The sequence below is a fragment of the Acinetobacter sp. YH12117 genome, assembly GCF_013418865.1.
GTDB classification, from domain to species: Bacteria; Pseudomonadota; Gammaproteobacteria; order Pseudomonadales; family Moraxellaceae; genus Acinetobacter; species Acinetobacter indicus.
Genome location: NZ_VPBF01000019.1, coordinates 18076 through 36344, shown reverse-complemented (window position 1 = coordinate 36344; position 18269 = coordinate 18076). Strand labels below are relative to the sequence as shown.

19 protein-coding genes are annotated in these 18269 nt (G+C 44.8%); 9 read left to right on the top strand and 10 right to left on the bottom strand.

What is annotated here, in order from left to right:
- Window positions 1-27: 27 nt before the first annotated feature.
- The 3 genes from FTU55_RS08550 to FTU55_RS08540 all read right to left on the bottom strand — a co-directional run bounded on the left by FTU55_RS08550 (window position 28) and on the right by FTU55_RS08540 (window position 2938).
- Window positions 28-1899, bottom strand: coding sequence for a SurA N-terminal domain-containing protein (locus tag FTU55_RS08550; protein ID WP_168399949.1), 1872 nt, complete (start codon window positions 1897-1899; stop codon window positions 28-30).
- A gap of 129 nt (window positions 1900-2028) precedes the next feature.
- Complete coding sequence (locus FTU55_RS08545) at window positions 2029-2301, bottom strand: HU family DNA-binding protein (protein WP_005178445.1); 273 nt, start codon at window positions 2299-2301, stop codon at window positions 2029-2031.
- Window positions 2302-2470: 169 nt separating this feature from the next.
- Window positions 2471-2938, bottom strand: coding sequence for a phasin family protein (locus FTU55_RS08540; protein ID WP_005178447.1), 468 nt, complete (start codon window positions 2936-2938; stop codon window positions 2471-2473).
- 186 nt (window positions 2939-3124) lie between these two features.
- Here FTU55_RS08540 and FTU55_RS08535 point away from each other — a divergent pair, with 186 nt between their 5' ends.
- The 8 genes from FTU55_RS08535 to fdx all read left to right on the top strand — a co-directional run bounded on the left by FTU55_RS08535 (window position 3125) and on the right by fdx (window position 9296).
- Window positions 3125-3772: a hypothetical protein gene (locus FTU55_RS08535; RefSeq protein WP_005178449.1), complete on the top strand. Its 648-nt coding sequence runs from the start codon at window positions 3125-3127 to the stop codon at window positions 3770-3772.
- 111 nt (window positions 3773-3883) lie between these two features.
- Window positions 3884-4357 carry an Rrf2 family transcriptional regulator gene (locus tag FTU55_RS08530; protein WP_180046793.1) on the top strand — a complete coding sequence of 158 codons (474 nt, stop codon included), beginning with the start codon at window positions 3884-3886 and terminating at the stop codon, window positions 4355-4357.
- A gap of 1 nt (window position 4358) precedes the next feature.
- Window positions 4359-5576 (top strand): IscS subfamily cysteine desulfurase, encoded by a 1218-nt coding sequence (locus FTU55_RS08525; RefSeq protein WP_005178458.1) that lies wholly within the window; start codon window positions 4359-4361, stop codon window positions 5574-5576.
- A gap of 102 nt (window positions 5577-5678) precedes the next feature.
- On the top strand, window positions 5679-6065 hold the full coding sequence (gene iscU, locus FTU55_RS08520) for a Fe-S cluster assembly scaffold IscU (protein ID WP_005178460.1): 387 nt from the start codon (window positions 5679-5681) through the stop codon (window positions 6063-6065).
- Window positions 6066-6102: 37 nt separating this feature from the next.
- Window positions 6103-6423 carry an iron-sulfur cluster assembly protein IscA gene (gene iscA / locus FTU55_RS08515; protein ID WP_005178462.1) on the top strand — a complete coding sequence of 107 codons (321 nt, stop codon included), beginning with the start codon at window positions 6103-6105 and terminating at the stop codon, window positions 6421-6423.
- A gap of 104 nt (window positions 6424-6527) precedes the next feature.
- Window positions 6528-7043 carry a Fe-S protein assembly co-chaperone HscB gene (hscB, locus tag FTU55_RS08510; RefSeq protein WP_016659013.1) on the top strand — a complete coding sequence of 172 codons (516 nt, stop codon included), beginning with the start codon at window positions 6528-6530 and terminating at the stop codon, window positions 7041-7043.
- A gap of 39 nt (window positions 7044-7082) precedes the next feature.
- Window positions 7083-8942 (top strand): Fe-S protein assembly chaperone HscA, encoded by a 1860-nt coding sequence (gene hscA, locus FTU55_RS08505; RefSeq protein ID WP_163170183.1) that lies wholly within the window; start codon window positions 7083-7085, stop codon window positions 8940-8942.
- Between the two features lie 15 nt (window positions 8943-8957).
- Entirely contained in the window at window positions 8958-9296 is a 339-nt protein-coding gene (gene fdx / locus FTU55_RS08500; protein WP_005178469.1) for an ISC system 2Fe-2S type ferredoxin, read from the top strand.
- Between the two features lie 95 nt (window positions 9297-9391).
- Here fdx and FTU55_RS08495 read toward each other — a convergent pair whose 3' ends face one another.
- The 7 genes from FTU55_RS08495 to FTU55_RS08465 all read right to left on the bottom strand — a co-directional run bounded on the left by FTU55_RS08495 (window position 9392) and on the right by FTU55_RS08465 (window position 17679).
- The gene (locus tag FTU55_RS08495) at window positions 9392-10849 is read right to left on the bottom strand and encodes an adenylate/guanylate cyclase domain-containing protein (protein WP_218949095.1); all 1458 of its coding nucleotides are present in this window, start codon (window positions 10847-10849) and stop codon (window positions 9392-9394) included.
- A gap of 83 nt (window positions 10850-10932) precedes the next feature.
- On the bottom strand, window positions 10933-11367 hold the full coding sequence (locus FTU55_RS08490; RefSeq protein WP_005178471.1) for an HIT domain-containing protein: 435 nt from the start codon (window positions 11365-11367) through the stop codon (window positions 10933-10935).
- A gap of 218 nt (window positions 11368-11585) precedes the next feature.
- Window positions 11586-15047, bottom strand: coding sequence for a transcription-repair coupling factor (gene mfd / locus FTU55_RS08485; RefSeq protein ID WP_180046788.1), 3462 nt, complete (start codon window positions 15045-15047; stop codon window positions 11586-11588).
- 129 nt (window positions 15048-15176) lie between these two features.
- Complete coding sequence (locus FTU55_RS08480) at window positions 15177-15533, bottom strand: hypothetical protein (protein ID WP_075167974.1); 357 nt, start codon at window positions 15531-15533, stop codon at window positions 15177-15179.
- A gap of 125 nt (window positions 15534-15658) precedes the next feature.
- Entirely contained in the window at window positions 15659-16435 is a 777-nt protein-coding gene (locus FTU55_RS08475) for a glutathione S-transferase N-terminal domain-containing protein (RefSeq protein WP_034597779.1), read from the bottom strand.
- A 54-nt stretch (window positions 16436-16489) separates the two neighbouring features.
- A complete protein-coding gene (rraA, locus tag FTU55_RS08470; protein WP_005178481.1) occupies window positions 16490-17002 on the bottom strand; it encodes a ribonuclease E activity regulator RraA in 513 nt (170 codons plus the stop codon).
- 11 nt (window positions 17003-17013) lie between these two features.
- A complete protein-coding gene (locus FTU55_RS08465) occupies window positions 17014-17679 on the bottom strand; it encodes an NAD-dependent epimerase/dehydratase family protein (RefSeq protein ID WP_180046786.1) in 666 nt (221 codons plus the stop codon).
- A 212-nt stretch (window positions 17680-17891) separates the two neighbouring features.
- On the opposite strand from FTU55_RS08465, the gene rpsT reads away from it, so the two are divergent.
- Window positions 17892-18161 (top strand): 30S ribosomal protein S20, encoded by a 270-nt coding sequence (gene rpsT / locus FTU55_RS08460; RefSeq protein ID WP_005178484.1) that lies wholly within the window; start codon window positions 17892-17894, stop codon window positions 18159-18161.
- Window positions 18162-18269 lie beyond the last annotated feature (108 nt).

Below are 18269 nucleotides of genomic sequence, written 5' to 3'. Positions count from 1 at the left end.
CGCCGGTTTTTTATTATGCAGTCAGACTTATTCAATATCTGCTTTAGCTTTCAGATACTGGGTATAGTCATCCAGTTCTTGCTGGGCGCGCAGCTGTTGATACAACTTGGCCAGCTCCTGTAACTGTTCAGGCGTTAAAGCATTTGAAGTGGTACGGTTCACATTCGATACTGCCACGACCACCAGTTCATTTGGCAAAGCTGCCGTGGTCACAGACCACATCCCTTGCTTCGGTGGCATCAAGCTGAATGCAGCACGCTCAATTTCACGCTTTAAACGACCTTCAGCACGGGTAAATACACCAGCATCTTCAAAACGGATTTGCTGCTGAGCCAAGACTTCTGCAGCCGGTTGCGTCTTGAACTCATCCAGTGATTTCTGGATTTTGGCTTTGGCTGCATTAAAGGCTTTTTCTTCAATCAGTTTGGCACGTACACGTGGTGTTGCTTCAGCCAGGGTTTGCACACCCGCAGCATGATACTCACGTACTTTCACCCAAACCACATTACCATTGGCCATTTGAATGTTACTTGAAGCGTTACGATCGCCGTTTTTCACATCATCATTAAACAGTTTCACCTTCACACTTGGATCAGATAATACTGGATGCTGAGAGGCCAGACTAAAGCCTTTTACCGATTCAACCTTGGTGCCTTTGACTTCCTGAGATACCACATCCAGCGCATCACTACCTACCACCATCTCATTCAGGCTATTTACCGTATCCGAGAAGGCATTTTGCTGTTTGGTCTTTTTCAGTTCTGCAGTTAAACGGGCTTTTTCCGCTTCAAAAGAAGGCACCTGAACTGCATCGGTTTCAACCTGAATTAGATGATAACCATATTGGGTTTTCACCGGCTGAGAAATCTGACCTGATTTCAGACTGGTGACTGCCTGATCAAAGGCATTGCCAAAGGCACCCACGTCATAAGCCTCAAATAAGCCACCCTTGTCTTTAGATTCCGGGTCTTCTGAATATTTCTGTGCAGCAGCGGCAAAACTGGTGCCCTGCTGGATTTCAGCATACACCTGATCCGCCAGTTTTTTGGCAGCTGCATCATCACGTGCATCGGTGGTAATTAAAATATGTTTAACCTCACGCGCTGCATTTTTTTGCTGGGCTTCAACAAACTTGTCATAGGCCTGTTGCAATTCTGCATCGGTGATTGCAGCTTCAGTCGCGGAAATATGTGCTGGCGTCAGAACAATAAAGTCGACATCAACATTGGCGACCTGCTTAAACAGGGTCGAATGTTTATTGTAATAATCACTGATTTCTTGCGCTGAAACCTGAATATTTTTCTTATATTCATCCAGTTTAATGCTGGATAAATGCAAGGTACGCTGTTCGGTTTGTAAATTGGCAATCTGCTGGATATCCAGCTCGCTCACCAAGGCATGATCCATAAAGCTCGCGCTAAGCATTTTCAAGGCATGATCCTGACGCAGATTCTGGATTAAAGCCTGACTGCTCATACCCACTGAACGCAGGTAATTGGCATACAGTGCTTCAGAAAACTGGCCATTTTCCTGAAAGCTTGGTTGCTGGGCAATCATCTGCTCAATTTGCGCATCGCTTAAGGAAATACCCAAATGTTCAGTCTGTTGTAACAGCAAGGTGCGTGCAATCAGAGTATCGAGTGCTTTATTTTCAATATACGCCTGATTCAACAAGGTCTCATCGCCCTGTGTATAGCTGAGATATTGTTGTTTTAATGAGTTGGATAAGGCTTCTAATTCCTGTTTGGAAACCTGTTGCCCATTTACTGATTTTGCCGAGTCGGCAGAATTGCCGCCACTAAAATATCCTTCAATACCTACAAGTGCTAAAGGGATCAGAAACAGAACGAGCAAAACCTTGCCCAACCAGCCCTTAATAACATTACGAAAAGATTCCATAAGTATTCCAATATTTTACTTGTGCAGGATTTTAACCGAAAACCCTCAGCGAATGAATGTATTAAAACCCGAAACTCTGATTATTAATAAAAAACGCGCCAGGAGGCGCGTTTAATACTGCTTAAAAGATCAAGCTACAGAATCTTTTAAACCTTTACCCGCTTTGAAGCTAGGTACTTTGCTTGCTTTAATCTCAAGTGTTTCACCAGTTTGTGGGTTACGGCCTGTACGAGCAGCACGTTCTTTCACATTGAAAGTACCGAAGCCCACTAAAGTCACTGTGTCGCCTGCTTTCAGCGCTTCAGTGATTGAAGCAATTGTAGCGTCTAAAGCCTTACCAGCGTCAGTCTTAGACAATCCCCCTTTCTCTGCAATTGCATCAATTAATTCTGATTTATTCATGAAGATTACGTCCTCTTAATATCGTTTATTTAAGGTCCAAAGATTTCGTTTAAGTTACCGTAATGCCTTTATAGCAATGCTTTGAGGGTAAAAGCAATACTCTCCAGACGCATTTATACAAAATAAGTTGCAAAAATCTGCCAAAAAAATGCCAAAGCTGTCGAGATTTTCACTTTTTCAGGAGTTGTTCTTTTAATTGCTTATTTTCTTCAATTAAAGCATCAACTTTGCTGTGCAGTTGCAGCACCAGCTGCTCTAAATGCTGGATATCTTTCACGGTTACCAGCCCTATACGGTTCAAGGAATGATGAACACTATGGTCAATCATCCGTTCAACCTTATCTTTGGTATCGACCACCGATTCTTTGGCCTTTTCAGAAACTTTTTCTACGGTCTGATCGGCAATTTCGGTGGTTTTGGATTCCAGTTCTTCCCCCACCTTGACCAGTGAGTCAAATAATTTATTGCCTTCTTCTTCAGCACGGGAAAATGCGCCTAAGCCGGCCAGCCAGATCTGTTTGGTATATTTGCGAAAATCCAGCGCCGATTTACGCCCAGAACGTACTCTTGCTTTGTTTTTAGACGCTTTTTCATTTTCGTTTTGTGGTTCTGGCGATTCTACTGCTGCTTCATCCATTCGCATTTCTCCTGCTTATTTTGTATACCATTCAATATCATAAACCAACAAAATGCTCTTATAATAGCAAATTAAGCACTTGAACGTTTTGTTAAACTGTTCTACAAAGCAAGAATATTATGTATTACTTCCTGGTAATGCACCGCTTGGATATGCACGACTCGATCTGGTTAGGGACTAAATTGTATGAATGAATCGCAACAAAGACAAAATGAATCACATTTGTTGCTGACGATGGTGATGATTGTTCTGGAAACAATCTTTAGCTTTATCTTGAAATATGATCGTGTCGTTGCACTTCAGGCCAAAAAATTTGTAGACCAGAAAATTGCAGTCAAAATTAACAGCTATATCCCCTATTTCGACTTCTATGTGCAGTTTAGCGAACACGGCATCCTGTTTGATCTAAAAGCACCTGAAAAAGCCGTCGAATTAGATGTCCGTACCACATTGCTGGATTTGATCAAGATTTTTGTCTTGGGGAATCGCCGCAGTATTCGAGCCATGCGCATTGAAGGCGACCCGACTTTAAAAGATGAATTCCGTGATCTGCTGACCTTATTCAGTATTCCTAAAGTGCTGTCGGACTGGCGTCAATGGCTGGCCGATCCTGAACACGAGCAGGAACTGGAAACCTCTAAACGCCGGATTGCCCCGTTATTAGAGAAAATTGACCTGCAACGCTCGACCATTAATACCCTGCAAGTAGAAGTTAAACAGTATAAAAACCGCATTCGTCGCATGCAACGCAACCAAAAGCGAATTAATCTGGCTTTTAGTCTAATTACTCTGCTATTAATTGCGTTATTAGTGTATAATTTATGGATCGTTTAAATCCTTAATTTCCCTGCGATTGAATCGAATATCCGAATAATAAAAAAACTTGACTATTTTAGTCAGGATTCATAGAATCTACACATCTAGTCCAACCATGTGTATCGAATCATGCGCTTAACCACTCGCGGTCGCTACGCAGTGACTGCTCTACTTGATCTAGCTTTGCAGCCAACTGAACAAACGATCACTCTTGCAGAAATTGCAGCTCGACAATCTATTTCTGTCGCTTACCTTGAGCAGTTATTTGCGAAATTAAAGCGTCACGGCCTGGTTTCCAGTATTCGTGGAGCCAATGGTGGTTATCTTCTGGCGCGTAATGCTCAAGACATCACTGTGTTAGAAATCATTGAAGCTGTAAACGAAACCGTTGATGCTACTCGCTGCGACCATAAAGGCAACTGCCAGAATGGTGCGATGTGCTTGACTCACGATTTATGGCAGGAACTCTCCCACCACATTGCCGATTATCTCGCAAAAATCTCGCTTGCTGACCTCGTAGCTCGTGACAACGTTCAAACCGTTTCACTACGCCAAAATTCAGCATCTTTTGATTCAGCTCTTTTATCGGTTACAGGTATTTGACATGAAACGTCCGATTTATCTTGACTATGCAGCAACCACTCCTGTAGACCCTCAAGTTGCAGAACGCATGATGGAATGCTTAACTTTCGAAGGTACCTTCGGTAATGCTGCATCTCGTTCACATGCCTATGGCTGGCAAGCAGAAGAAAAAGTGGAATATGCACGTGAACAAGTTGCGAACTTGATCAAAGCTGACCCACGTGAAATTGTCTGGACTTCAGGCGCAACTGAATCTGACAACCTTGCCCTGAAAGGTGTGGCTCAATTCTATGCATCTAAAGGCAAGCACATCATTACCTCTAAAATTGAACACAAAGCAATTTTAGATACCTGCCGCGAGCTTGAGTCTGAAGGCTTCGAAATTACCTATCTTGAGCCACAACCACAAACCGGTTTAATTACCCCGGAAATGGTTCAGGACGCAATTCGTCCAGATACCATTCTTGTTTCCCTGATGATGGTGAACAACGAAATTGGTACCGTGACTGACGTTGCTGCAATTGGTGAAATTACCCGTGCCAACAAAATCTTCTTCCACGTTGATGCTGCACAGGCTGCGGGTAAAGTCGAGATTGATCTTTCAACCTTAAAAGTTGATTTAATGAGCTTCTCTGCACACAAAATCTATGGCCCTAAAGGCATTGGTGCCTTATTTGTACGCCGTAGCCCGCGTGTGCGTCTGAAAGCGCAAATGCACGGTGGCGGTCATGAGCGCGGTATGCGTTCTGGTACGCTGGCGACCCATCAAATCGTAGGTATGGGCGAAGCATTTGAGCTGGCAGGTAAAAACCTGGAAGCTGAACAAACCCGTTTACGCGTGTTACGTGACAAACTCTGGAATGGCCTGCAAGATCTTGAACAGGTATTCCTGAACGGTCACCCGACTCAAAACGTAGCCAACTATTTAAACGTCAGCTTCAACTTTGTTGAAGGTGAATCGTTAATGATGGCGCTTAAAGATGCAGCAGTGTCTTCAGGTTCTGCATGTACGTCTGCAACCCTTGAGCCATCTTATGTACTGCGTGCGCTAGGTCTGTCTGACGAGCTTGCGCACAGTTCAATTCGCTTCAGCTTTGGTAAATACACCACTGAAGAAGATATTGATCATGTGTTATCAATTACCAAAGCTGCTGTTGAGAAATTACGTGAACTTTCTCCGCTTTGGGATATGTATAAGGAAGGTATCGACCTTTCTACAGTTGAGTGGGCGGAACACTAATTCGACACTGAGATGAAGCTTTATTCAGCTTCATCTCATTGATAAAACGAATATTGACCCCATATTAATATTAACGCTGACCCCGAGGTTTGGAGAAGCAAAATGGCATATAGCGAAAAAGTAATTGATCATTACGAAAACCCACGCAACGTTGGTGTTTTAGACAAAAATGCAGACAACGTAGGTACAGGCATGGTCGGTGCACCAGCATGTGGCGACGTGATGCGTTTACAGATTCAAGTGAATAACGACGGTGTAATTGAAGAAGCACGCTTTAAAACCTATGGCTGTGGTTCGGCAATTGCATCAAGCTCACTAGTAACTGAGTGGTTAAAAGGTAAAACTTTGGACGAAGCTCAAGCCATCAAAAACATTGATATTGCAAACGAACTGGCTTTACCACCAGTTAAAGTACACTGCTCTGTACTTGCAGAAGACGCGATTAAAGCGGCTGTTGAAGACTATCGTACCAAACAGCAAAAAGCTTAATTGTTTCTCGTTTTAAAGACAGATTAACGGAGTTTTCATGATCCATTTAACTGAAAATGCTGCAACTCATATCAGCAATTACTTAAAGAATCGCGGTAAGGGTGAAGGTATTCGCGTTGGTGTGAAAACTTCCGGCTGTTCGGGTCTGGCCTATGTGCTTGAGTTTGTTGATGACGTCAATGCATACGATCAGGTATTTGAACAGCACGGTGTAAAAGTATTCGTTGACCCGAAAAGTTTGGTCTATCTTGAAGGTTTAGAGATGGACTATGTCAAAAACGGCTTGAATGAAGGCTTCGAATTCAATAACCCGAATAAAAAAGGTGAATGTGGTTGTGGTGAATCCTTCACGGTTTAACTCCCGACCTTCCCTTCTTTTGCAGATTAAAACAGTGTCTTGTACACTGTTTTAATCGCATTTATGCAGTCCTTTTTTGCAATCAATCGCGGATTATCTCTCCCATGAATCATTTTGAGCTGTTTAACCTGCCTGTAGCACTCGATATTGATTTGGCTACTTTAAAAGCAGAATTTTTAAAGTTACAGCAACAATATCACCCCGATAAAGCCGAAGATAAAGACCAGGCCCTGATTCAGTCCAGCGAAATCAACCAGGCGTATAAAGTTTTATCTCAGGTTGACAGCCGCGCAGGTTATTTACTGAGCTTAAAAAAACAGGATTATCATCTGGATCAGTCGATCAGTGATTTCGAGTTTTTACAGTCTGCCCTGGAAATTCGTGAGCAGCTGGATGATGCCCGCTCTGCCGATGAACTGGCTTCCCTGAAAACCGAAGTCCAGCAATGGATTGATGGTCTGGTTCGCGAATTTAAAATTGATTATGCAGATGAAGACTGGGGCGAAGCACGCGATACAGTACGTAAATTGCGTTTCTTCCAGAAAGTCATGACCGATATTGACAAGGCTGAAGATCGTTTCCTCGACGACGACAGCTTTGACCTAGATGACGATTTTTAATTTTATTTTTTCAAATTAACGTGCAAAGGATGTAACACAATGGCGCTCTTGCAAATTGCAGAACCAGGACAATCAAGCGCACCGCATGAACATCGCATTGCGATTGGAATTGATTTAGGCACCACACATTCACTGGTGGCCACTGTTCTTTCGGCGCAAGCCAAAGTCCTTCATGATGAACAAGGTCGTGTGTTACTTCCCTCAATTGTTCATTATGCCGAAAATACCACGCAATATGGCAATGATGCCAAACCGTTTATCACCAGCGATCCGAAAAATACCATTGTTTCAGTGAAACGATTTATGGGTCGCTCCAAGGCAGACATCAAGTTTCAGCACCCTTACGATTTAGTGGGTGAAGCCAATGAAATGCCGGCTTTTGAAACTGCACAAGGTCGTAAAACACCGGTAGAAATCTCGGCTGAAATTTTAAAACAGCTGAAAGACCGTGCTGAAGACAGCCTGAAAAATCCGGTCAATGGCGCAGTAATTACTGTTCCGGCCTATTTTGATGAAGCTCAGCGTCAAGCCACACGTGATGCAGCTCAACTGGCTGGCCTGAATGTGCTGCGCTTACTTAATGAACCGACTGCTGCTGCAGTGGCCTATGGTCTGGATCAGGACAGCAATTTAAGCACCGATCGCAACTATGTGATTTATGACTTAGGCGGCGGTACCTTTGACGTATCAATTTTACGTTTCTCGCAAGGCGTATTTGAAGTACTGGCGACCGGTGGTCACACTGCATTAGGTGGTGATGATCTGGATCGTTTAATTGTCAAATGGGCGAAAAAACAGCTGAATATTGCCAGCTTAAATGATACTGAATATGCCCACTTTGTGGTCGCAGCGCGTCAGGCCAAAGAAGCGCTATCGGATGCGGAATCGGTAGAACTGCAACTGTTAGACCAAACACTGACACTGGATCGTGCGACTTTTGAAAGCATTATTCAGGTGGCGTTAGACAAGACTATTAGTGTCTGCAAACGCGTACTGCGCGATGCCAAACTGGAACTGACCGATATTCAAAACGTAGTACTGGTTGGCGGCTCTACCCGCTCCTATGCCGTGCAAAAAGCTGTCCGTGAGGTATTTAACCAAGAACCGCTGTGTACTATTAACCCGGATGAAGTGGTTGCAATTGGCGCCTCTATTACGGCCAATCAGCTGATTGGTAATACCAAAGATGGTTCATTACTTTTAGATGTTACCCCACTGTCTTTAGGTCTGGAAACCATGGGCGGTCTGGTCGAGCGTTTAATTTCACGTAATACTGCAATTCCAGTCGCGCGTCGTCAGGAATTCACCACTTATCAGGATGGACAAACCGCCATGCTGATTCATGTGGTGCAAGGTGAACGTGATCTGGTTGAGCATTGCCGTAGTTTAGGCCGTTTTGTCCTGCATGGTATTCCACCAATGACTGCCGGTCAGGCGCGTATTGAAGTGACCTTTCAGGTCGATGCCGATGGCCTGCTTAGTGTTTCTGCCAAAGAAACGACTTCTGGCGTCTCTGCGCACATCGACATTAAACCGTCTTATGGTTTATCGAGCGAAGATACCGAACGTTTACTGCTTGACGGTTTCAAATACGCAGAAGAAGACAAACACCTGCGTCATTTACAGGAAACCAAGGTCGAAGCACAGCGTGAACTGGAAGCTCTGGAGCAGGCGTTAAAAGTTGATGCACAGCTATTGAGCACAGAACAACTGGACGCATTGAATGGTGCGAAAACCCATTTGTACAGCCAGCTTGAAACAACCGATATTCAGGCTATTGAACAGGCTATTGAACAGCTTAAAATACACAGTGATGCTTTTGCTGCGCTTCGCATGAACCAGCATATTGATGCTGCTCTTAAAGGCACCAAGCTCGATGACTGGTCAAACTCAAACTAATTTAAGGTAAAGACTATGCCACGTATTAAAGTACTTCCACATGCGCAATTCTGCCCAGAAGGTGCTGAGTTTGAAGTTGAACAAAATGCCAACCTGTGCGAAAGCCTGTTAAAAAACGGCATTAAAATTGAACATGCCTGCGATATGTCATGTGCCTGCACCACCTGTCACGTGGTGGTACGCCGCGGTTTTGACAGCCTGGAAGAAATGAATGATGTCGAAGCTGATCTGTTAGATCGTGCTTGGGGTCTAGAACCTGACTCACGTTTATCATGTCAGGTACAGGTGGTTGATGAAGATCTGGAAGTTGAAATTCCAAAATACACCATTAACCATGCTTCTGAAAATCACTAAGACTTAAAACAGAAAAACCACGCTCCGGCGTGGTTTTTTTGACTTGATAGAACACTCAACAATCTTCGATCAAGCAGATCATCTATCTTTATAAGTTAATGAAATTCCCGATCTGGTCGATTAACCTCGACTTCTTCAATCACTTCATCTTCCAGTTTTAATTTCACAATACCCTGCGAGTTGGTCAGTTTTTGCTGGGTCTGAATCCGTTTAATCATTTTTTCCAGCACACCAATCATTTCCGGATATTCAAAGTTTTGCACTTCATCCAGATTCAGCAACAGATGAAAACCTTTGTATTCATAGTCAAACCAGCGCTGATAATCGGATTTTCTGGCCGCATATTTTTCCATGACCTGCCAGGTTTTCACCGGACCCTGAATACCTTTCAGGAAAATTGGCGCTTTCGGCGCACACAGATAATCATTTTTCACCAGTTGATAGGTATCATCTGACAGCAGGATTTCATCAACTTCGGCTGCGCTTTGCAAACGCGCTGCCAGATTGGCATCGCGGCCGACAATGGTATAGGCCATCCGATGCGCCGCACCATAGTTACCCACGTGGCAATAACCGGTACTGATGCCCATGCGGATATGTAACGGCGGATAGCCCATTTTAATCCAGCGTTCACGCAGCAGTTTCATTTGCTGGCGCATGGCAATGGCCATTTCAACGCAGGTCTTGGCATCATTTTCTACACCCTGACTGCTTGGATCACCAAAGAAAATCAGGATGGCATCCCCCATAAACTTATCGACGGTGGCTTCATACTGCTTGGCAATTTCAGTCATATGACTCAAATAATCATTCAGCAGGTAGGCTAAATCGTCTGGAATCAGGGTTTCAGACAGCTCGGTAAAGCCCTGAATATCGGAAAAGAAAATGGTGAGTTTTTTACGTTTATATTCAATTTTGGCTTCTGACTCGCCTTTCATGATCGAATGCCAGAGCTGAAGCGGCGCATAACGGCTCAACTGGTTGGCAAACTCCATATAGCGGTTCATTTGCTGATAATAATGCTCACGCTTATGGTTAGAGGCACGAATCCGGCGGGTCTGATAAACACTGCCCATCCCGAAATACACGATCATGCACAGGAAGGCCAGAATAGTCAGCTCATTGGTGGTGTATTCAAAATATTCACCAAAGCCAAATACGAAAATATTGCACAGATAGAATACCGACGCTGCAAATAAAGCCGCCAGCGACACCAAAAAGAACGACACTTTGACGTTAATGGCGGTATACAGCAAGGCAAAAATAGCCGCAAAGGTCAGGACCAGATTTAAATGCACGGCCGACAGACAGATGGCCACAATCATAATATCTATAATAAATAAGATATTTCTTTTAATCTGATAGTTATATTTAGATTGTAGCCAGCGCGACAGTTTCGGGGTAATAAACAGCAAAAATGCCAATAAAACCGGAATATAAATTTGGTACTGGGTGTCTGGATAGGTGTAATGATAGACAATCAGGATCAGCGATAAACTGGCATAGCCCATAACCCGATGCAGGTAATCAAATTGTGTAGGATCTCGATCCATCCAATAACCTAGTGACACCGTACTCTACTCTCCTTAGCGGATCTGGTCACACCATACATCCCTGCATGATGCAAACACGAATATCAGTCCATTCGCCAGTCAAATGGCATATCGCCCTGACCGCGTAGTGCCAACATTAGCGTTTGGCGCATATGGTTCAGCACTTCATTGTTATACGGTACTGCTGGTGTTCCCCAGACCGGTTTTGGCCATGCCACATCATTTTGATAACGCACCACATGATGGAAATGCAATTGTGGCACCATGTTGCCCAGTGCAGCGACATTCATTTTATCGGCACGGAATACACGTGACAGTTGGCTAGATAACCAGCTCGATTCACGCAGGAACTGTTCCTGGTCGGCCTGGCTTAATTCATAGAGTTCGGTAATGCCCGGCACACGTGGAATAAGAATGAGCCAAGGAAATTGCATATCATTCATTAAACGACATGTTGACAGGGGAAAGTCGCCTACAAAAAAAGTATCTTGAGCAAGTTGTGGATGCAAACTAAACATATCTTTATAAATGACGCAAATTAGAATGATGGCTAATACTATCACATCCCAAAGGACGTGAATATTCTATAACGGCCGTTTCACCACAAATAACACACTATTTGCAGCCAGCCAGAGCAATCCCCTATCTTCAATAAATTTCCTTAAATAATCAAGACTTCTTTGCGCAGTCAGCGATTAAATAAACAGCAGGAATTGCATCAGGACTGAGCGCTAACTCAGGCTGGCAGCTCACGCAGCAGTTGCTCCAGCAAATCGGAAATAAACTGAATCCGTTTTTGATGTTCATCCAACAGCACCATGACTTTTAAACGCTGTCCGCCATCCATCCGGAAATAGGTCGGATGTTTTTGCATCATCTGGATAATACTAATGGCCTGCACCGGGGTATCTGGTGAAAACTCGATATTGCCGCCATTAGCACCCACATCAATTTTGGTAATACCAAGCTGCTCGGCTTTCAGACGCAGCTGATGCACGGCAAATAGCTGTTTTACCGGTTGTGGTGGAATACCAAAACGGTCAATCAGTTCCATACGGATGTTGTCGAGTTTTTCCTGTGTATCGGTATTGCTGATACGTTTATAGAATAATAAACGCTGATGCACATCGCCCAGATACTCATCCGGAATCAAGGCTGGCATGTGCAGGTTGATTTCCGCTGTTAACGACAACGGCGCATCGAAATTTGGGGTTTTGCCTTTTTGAATGGCTTTAGTGGCTTTTTCCAGCATTTCCATATACAGGCTATAACCAATGGCCTGCATCGAACCGCTTTGCTGTTCCCCGAGAAGTTCACCGGCACCACGAATTTCCAGATCTTCGGTGGCCAGCATAAAACCGGCACCCAAGGTCGATGCACGCTGAATCGCATCCAGACGTTTTTCAGCATCACCTTTTAAGCCTTTAATCGACGGCACCAGCAAATAGGCATAGGCCTGATGGTGCGAACGTCCAACCCGGCCACGTAACTGGTGCAATTGCGCCAGGCCGAGCTTGTCGGCGCGTTCAATTAAAATGGTATTGGCATTCGGGACATCAATCCCGGTTTCAATAATGGTGGAACAGACCAGCACATTATATTCTTTATGATAGAACTGCTGCATCACCTGCTCCAGTTCACGCTCACGCATCTGGCCATGTGCGACTGCTACCCGTGCTTCCGGCACCAGCTGGCGGATATTTTCTGCTGCACGTTCAATGGTATCGACTTCATTATGCAGGAAATACACCTGACCGCCACGCAGCAATTCACGCAAAATCGCTTCTTTGACTGAATCACCAGTCTGTTCCTGCACAAAGGTTTTTACGGCTAAACGACGCGCAGGTGGTGTGGCAATGATGGATAAATCGCGCATACCACTAAAGGCCATATTCAGGGTACGTGGAATAGGGGTTGCCGTTAAGGTCAGCATATCGACATCGGCGCGCAAGGCTTTAATCCGCTCTTTATCGCGCACACCGAAACGGTGTTCTTCATCGACAATCATCAGTCCCAGCTGTTTGAACTGGACATTTTCCTGCAAAATTTTATGGGTACCAATCACAATATCGACTTTGCCTTCGGCCAAATCTTCAATGATTTTAGTATGGGTTTTGGATGAACCAAAACGCGACAGGACTTCAATACGCACCGGCCAGTCGGCAAAACGGTCTTTAAAGGATTCATAATGCTGCTGTGCCAGCAAGGTGGTCGGTACCAAGACCGCTACCTGTTTATTATTTTGCACGGCGACAAAGGCGGCACGCATGGCCACTTCGGTTTTACCAAAGCCAACATCCCCACAGACCAGACGGTCCATTGGTTTGGCCTGCTGCATATCATATAAGGTCGCTTCAATGGCATTGGCCTGATCCAGCGTTTCTTCATAGGCAAACCCGGATGCAAACTGCATATACAGTTTTTCATCCAGCTCAAAGGCATAGCCCGGCTTGGACTGACGGCGTGCCTGTATATGCAGCAATTCGGCTGCGACATCGTGAATCTGCTCCAAGGCTTTACGCTTAGCCTTGTGCCAGGCATCAGTGCCAAGTTTATGTAGCGGTGCCAAATCCGGATCGCCACCACTATAGCGGCTAATTAAATGCAAATTGGTCACTGGCACATAGACTTTGGCGCCATCGGCATAATCGAGCTGCAAGAATTCATGATCCTGCTGATCAATTTCCAGCGTCACCAGTCCGGCATAACGCCCCACACCGTGATCAATATGTACCACCGGTGCACCAATACTCAGCTCGGTCAGACTGCGAATTAAAAACTCTTCCGAGACTTCCTGCTGACGTTTACGCCGACGCTGAACCACACGATGTTCATAAAGCTGATTTTCCGAAATGACCGAAAGCTGGCCCTGAATTACCAGACCACGATCTAAAGGAGCGTTGGTAATGGCAACGGCATATAAAGATTTCTGGAATTCAGCAAAGTTCTCAACCGTTGGGATTTCTCCCAGACTGGAACGCAGCGCATCTTTCAAGGTTTCACGGCGACCGGCACTTTCTGCGACCAGCAACACCGGATGATTGGCCGCGTTAATATACTCTTTGACTAGACTAAATGGTTTTTCCCGTTTCGGATCGACCGGCAATTTAGGCGGTGCTTCAGTGGCCAGATTTACCACACCGGCTTTTTCAGCAAAATGATCTGCCGAGGCGATGATGCGGCCAAACTGGTTCAGCTGTCCCAGCACCTGCTGCGATGATAAAAACAATTGCTCTGGCGGTAAAATAGGCTGGTCAATATTATGCCGGCGATCTTCATAACGGCGGTTTACTTCCTGCCAGAAGCTGTTTAAACTTTCTTCCAGCCCTTTATCTGTAATGACAATGCCATTCTCAGGTAAGTACGCCATTAAGGTACTTTCGGCAGCCATTGCCTGAGCGCTAAAGAATAACGGAAAATAGAACTCTATCCCTGGCGAGGCAATGCCATCGAGCACATCCTGATACACCGGGCTTTTCTTTGGATTTGCACTTGGGAATAATTCTGCATAACGATCGCGGAACAGCGAACGGCCTTCTTTTAAAGGAAACTCTTTGGCGGGTAGTACTGAAAATTGCTGAATGGTTTGGGTGGTCCGCTGGGTTTCCGGATCAAAAAACTTCAGGCTTTCAATTTCATCATCAAACAGGTCAATCCGGATTGGTGCTTCTTGCCCTGAAGCAAAAATATCCATAATACTGCCGCGCACCGCAAATTCACCATGATCATAGACTGTATCGACCAGATGATAACCAGCCTGAATCAGGCGTTTCTTTTGCTGTTCCAGTTCAAATTTCTGGCCAACCTGAATATCAAAATGCTCACCTAAGACCCAAGAGGTTGGCGCCACACGCTGCGCCAGGGTTGCAGCCGACACCAGCAGCACGCCCTGCTGTGGCATATTCGATAAAATCGCCAGACGCTCAGAGACAATATCCTGATGCGGCGATAAACGGTCATAAGGTAAGATTTCCCAATCGGGAAAAATAGTCGGTTGAATACCATAAAACTCGAACTCGCTTTCCAACTGCCCCAAATGCTGGCTGTTACGCGCCACCACAATCAATAACTGTTTATGCTGGGTACTCAGCTGCTTGATCAGCAAGGCCGCGGATGAGCCCTGCAAATTGCCCACCCAGCGTTTTTCGCCCGTTTTTAATTGTTTCAGATTGAGTTGGGAGCTTTCGTGTTGGAACATGTATATAGCTTTTAGGTCTAATCAACATGCGGCTTATACTAACACGAGCATTTCCATCCATTACGTTAATTTTTCTTAATCTTTATCTGAAAAATGAGACTACATCTAGCTGAAAAGATGGATTGAAGCTTACTTTTTCTCCCGCAAAAACTGACGATAATAATCATTCAGGCGTTTCACGATACTTTTAAACTGCAACAGGTTTTCTTCTGTGTTGCCCAAACGCGTCACAAAGCTTTGCGTGGCAATTTCCAGATCAATTTTTTCATTGATCAGCATGGCGGTAAAATACAGTTCTTTCAGGTCATCAAAACGGTTCATACGCCGATTAGACAAATACTCCAGCCGCTCCGATAAAGTCTCATTCAGCACAATACCATCGACAATATAGCCGTGTTGCGGATCAAACTGAATCTGATGTTCAGCCAGAAATTCTGCTTCTGGAGAGGGCTTGCTTTTAAACAGTTGCGCCACTTTATTGAACATATACTGATATCCTGAAATTCGCTGTGCCTAGTGTATCGGCTTTAGCGTGGAGATCCAGCATTTGAACGCGGCAATATCCTTATAAAAACAAAAAAGCATCCGAAGATGCTTTTAACTTGAGAGTTTTAACCATACTGGCGCTGTAAATAATGCACAATATCATCCGATTCAAACATATGAGCGCCGGTATTCGGATCAACCAGATAAGGCACCTGAATATTCTCTCCCATCAGTGCCAAGACTTTCTCACGTTTACCGCCCTTTAAAGGTACATATTTACCTGGCTTTAAACGTAATTTGGCCAGCCCCTGATCCTGCCAGCGCTCTTTGGCCACATTATGGAAAATAAAAGGCAATTCCAGCTCGGTTAAGGTACTGCGCACAATGCGCGTATACGGACTGGCTTCAAAACCCCACAGCTCCAGCAGTTGCTCTGGTGCCGCACGGTTTTTAATCTTTTTCTTGACCCAGACCCCGCGTGCACCATTAAGCAGCGTACCAGCAAAGGCCACAAAGGGAATTTTTGGATAATGTGCATAGCGCCGCGGGGTTTTCCCGCTTTTGCCATAGTGTTTAAACAGATGATGAATAATCTGCTGCGATTCGTAGAGATGATCTCCGGTATTTTCATCTACCAGAAATGGAAATTGCAGTTTACCGCCCAATTCCTTGACCTGCGGACGGTATTTTTTACCACCTTTAGGACAGGGATAGACTTCATAATCCAGATTCAGCAAGGTCATGACTTCGCGTACACGTCGACAAAATGGTGAACCTTCAAACTCATACAACTTGAGCGGCTGCTCAGGTTGCTTGGGAAATGCTGTGCCATTGCTTCCGCGCCCGCCTTCGGTCAAAGCAGAAGCCAATGCCTGTACCACTTTAATTTGATGATGCAACATCATGACCTTCCTGTTCTTGTTATGTTCTAGAAGATGAATGCCGAATCGGGTTGATTACAGCTCCACCAATGCTTCTTTGGCCACCACAATACCATTATTATCGGCATAAATATAATCACCCGACTGAATATTCACACCACCAAAGCTGAGCGGAATATCGACCTCACCCACGCCTTTACGGTTACTTTTTTGTGGAATTGCTGCCAGCGCATGTACGCCTAAATCCAGTTCAGCAATGGCATCGACATCACGTACACAACCGTAAATAATCACACCATTCCAGTTGTTTTTTACTGCAGATTCGGCAATCAGGTCGCCCATAAGTGCACAGCGCATTGACGCACCACCATCCACCACCAGCACTTTGCCCCGGCCTTCAGTCGCCAGTAATTCTTTTACACGCGAATTATCTTCAAAGCATTTTACCGTCACCACCTGACCGCCAAAACTTTTACGCGCGCCATAGCTTTTGAAAAATTTGCCATCCATTGATGGGGTGACCACTTGCAGCTGTTTATCCGGGTTATCATCCAGCAAATCACAAGTAACGAAAGCGACTGTAGACACGTGTGTTTCCCTCATTTTGTATGTTGTATGCGTAAATTATCATAAATTTCAAACTTTTCAGTTTGAGTTAAGGCAGCCTCGACCATAGTATGAGCCACCTGCCCGGCTGTCACTGGCCGATGTTTAAAATTTTTAGGCAAAAAAGATGAACAGCGCTGAAACAGCTGCTGTGACAGATCTTCCAGAAAACGTGCATCCTGACGCTCGCCTAGCAATAAAGATGGGCGCAGCAGTGAAACTTTGCTTAAAGATAAGTTCTGAATGTACTGTTCCAGTTCACCTTTGACCCGATTATAAAAAAATGGCGATCTGGCATTGGCCCCCAAGGCACTGACCAGCAGATAATAGGCAGAGGTTTGCTGCAACAGCTCGGCAAAATGGGCATTGATAGTAAAGTCAGTCGCATAAAAGTTATCTTTTGAGCCGGCTTTTTTCAGGGTGGTACCCAAACAGCTAAAGCCATGACTATGCTCGCTGACATCCTGATCATTCAGCATCAGTAAATCTTCCAGCACCAATGGCTGTACTTTGGCCATCTGTTCAAAGGCTGTATCCGGGCGACGCACCACCGCCGTAACCTGCTGACAGGCAGGATGATCATTTAAGGCAGAAACCAGCGCCCGGCCGACCAAACCGGTCGATCCAATGACAATGGCTTTTTTTATGATTTGAGTCATTTTTTATCCAATATTCAGGCACTCACACTAATCTAACGTTTTCTTTCATTTTTTTCTGCATCTTAAATGTTGTCAAAGCTTGTCAAGACTTGACTTCGACGCATTGTTTAATCAAAATATGGCACTTGTTTACGGGCTGGTGAAATTCTGCTGATGTGGTTTTCAGTTGAATTGCGGCCCGCCCAGACCAATCTATTTCAAGGAGTGCACGAGTGGCAAACTCTGCTCAAGCTAAAAAACGTGCTCGTCAAAACGTTAAAGCACGTAAACATAACGCAAGCTTGCGTTCTATGGTTCGTACCTATCTTAAACGTACAGTAGCTGCTATCGCTGCTGGTGACTATGCTGTTGCTTCAGAAGCTTACAAAAAAGCTGTACCTGTAATCGACCGCATGGCTGATAAAGGCATCATCCATAAAAATAAAGCTGCTCGTCATAAGAGCCGCTTGAACGCGCAAGTTAAAGCATTAGCTTCTAACTAATCGCAAAGCAGAAAGAGCCCTGATTCAGGGCTTTTTTTGTATCTGTAGATTTTATTTTGGTCCGATCTTATCCTCAATACGTTTACGTCCCGATCGATTCCATCTCAA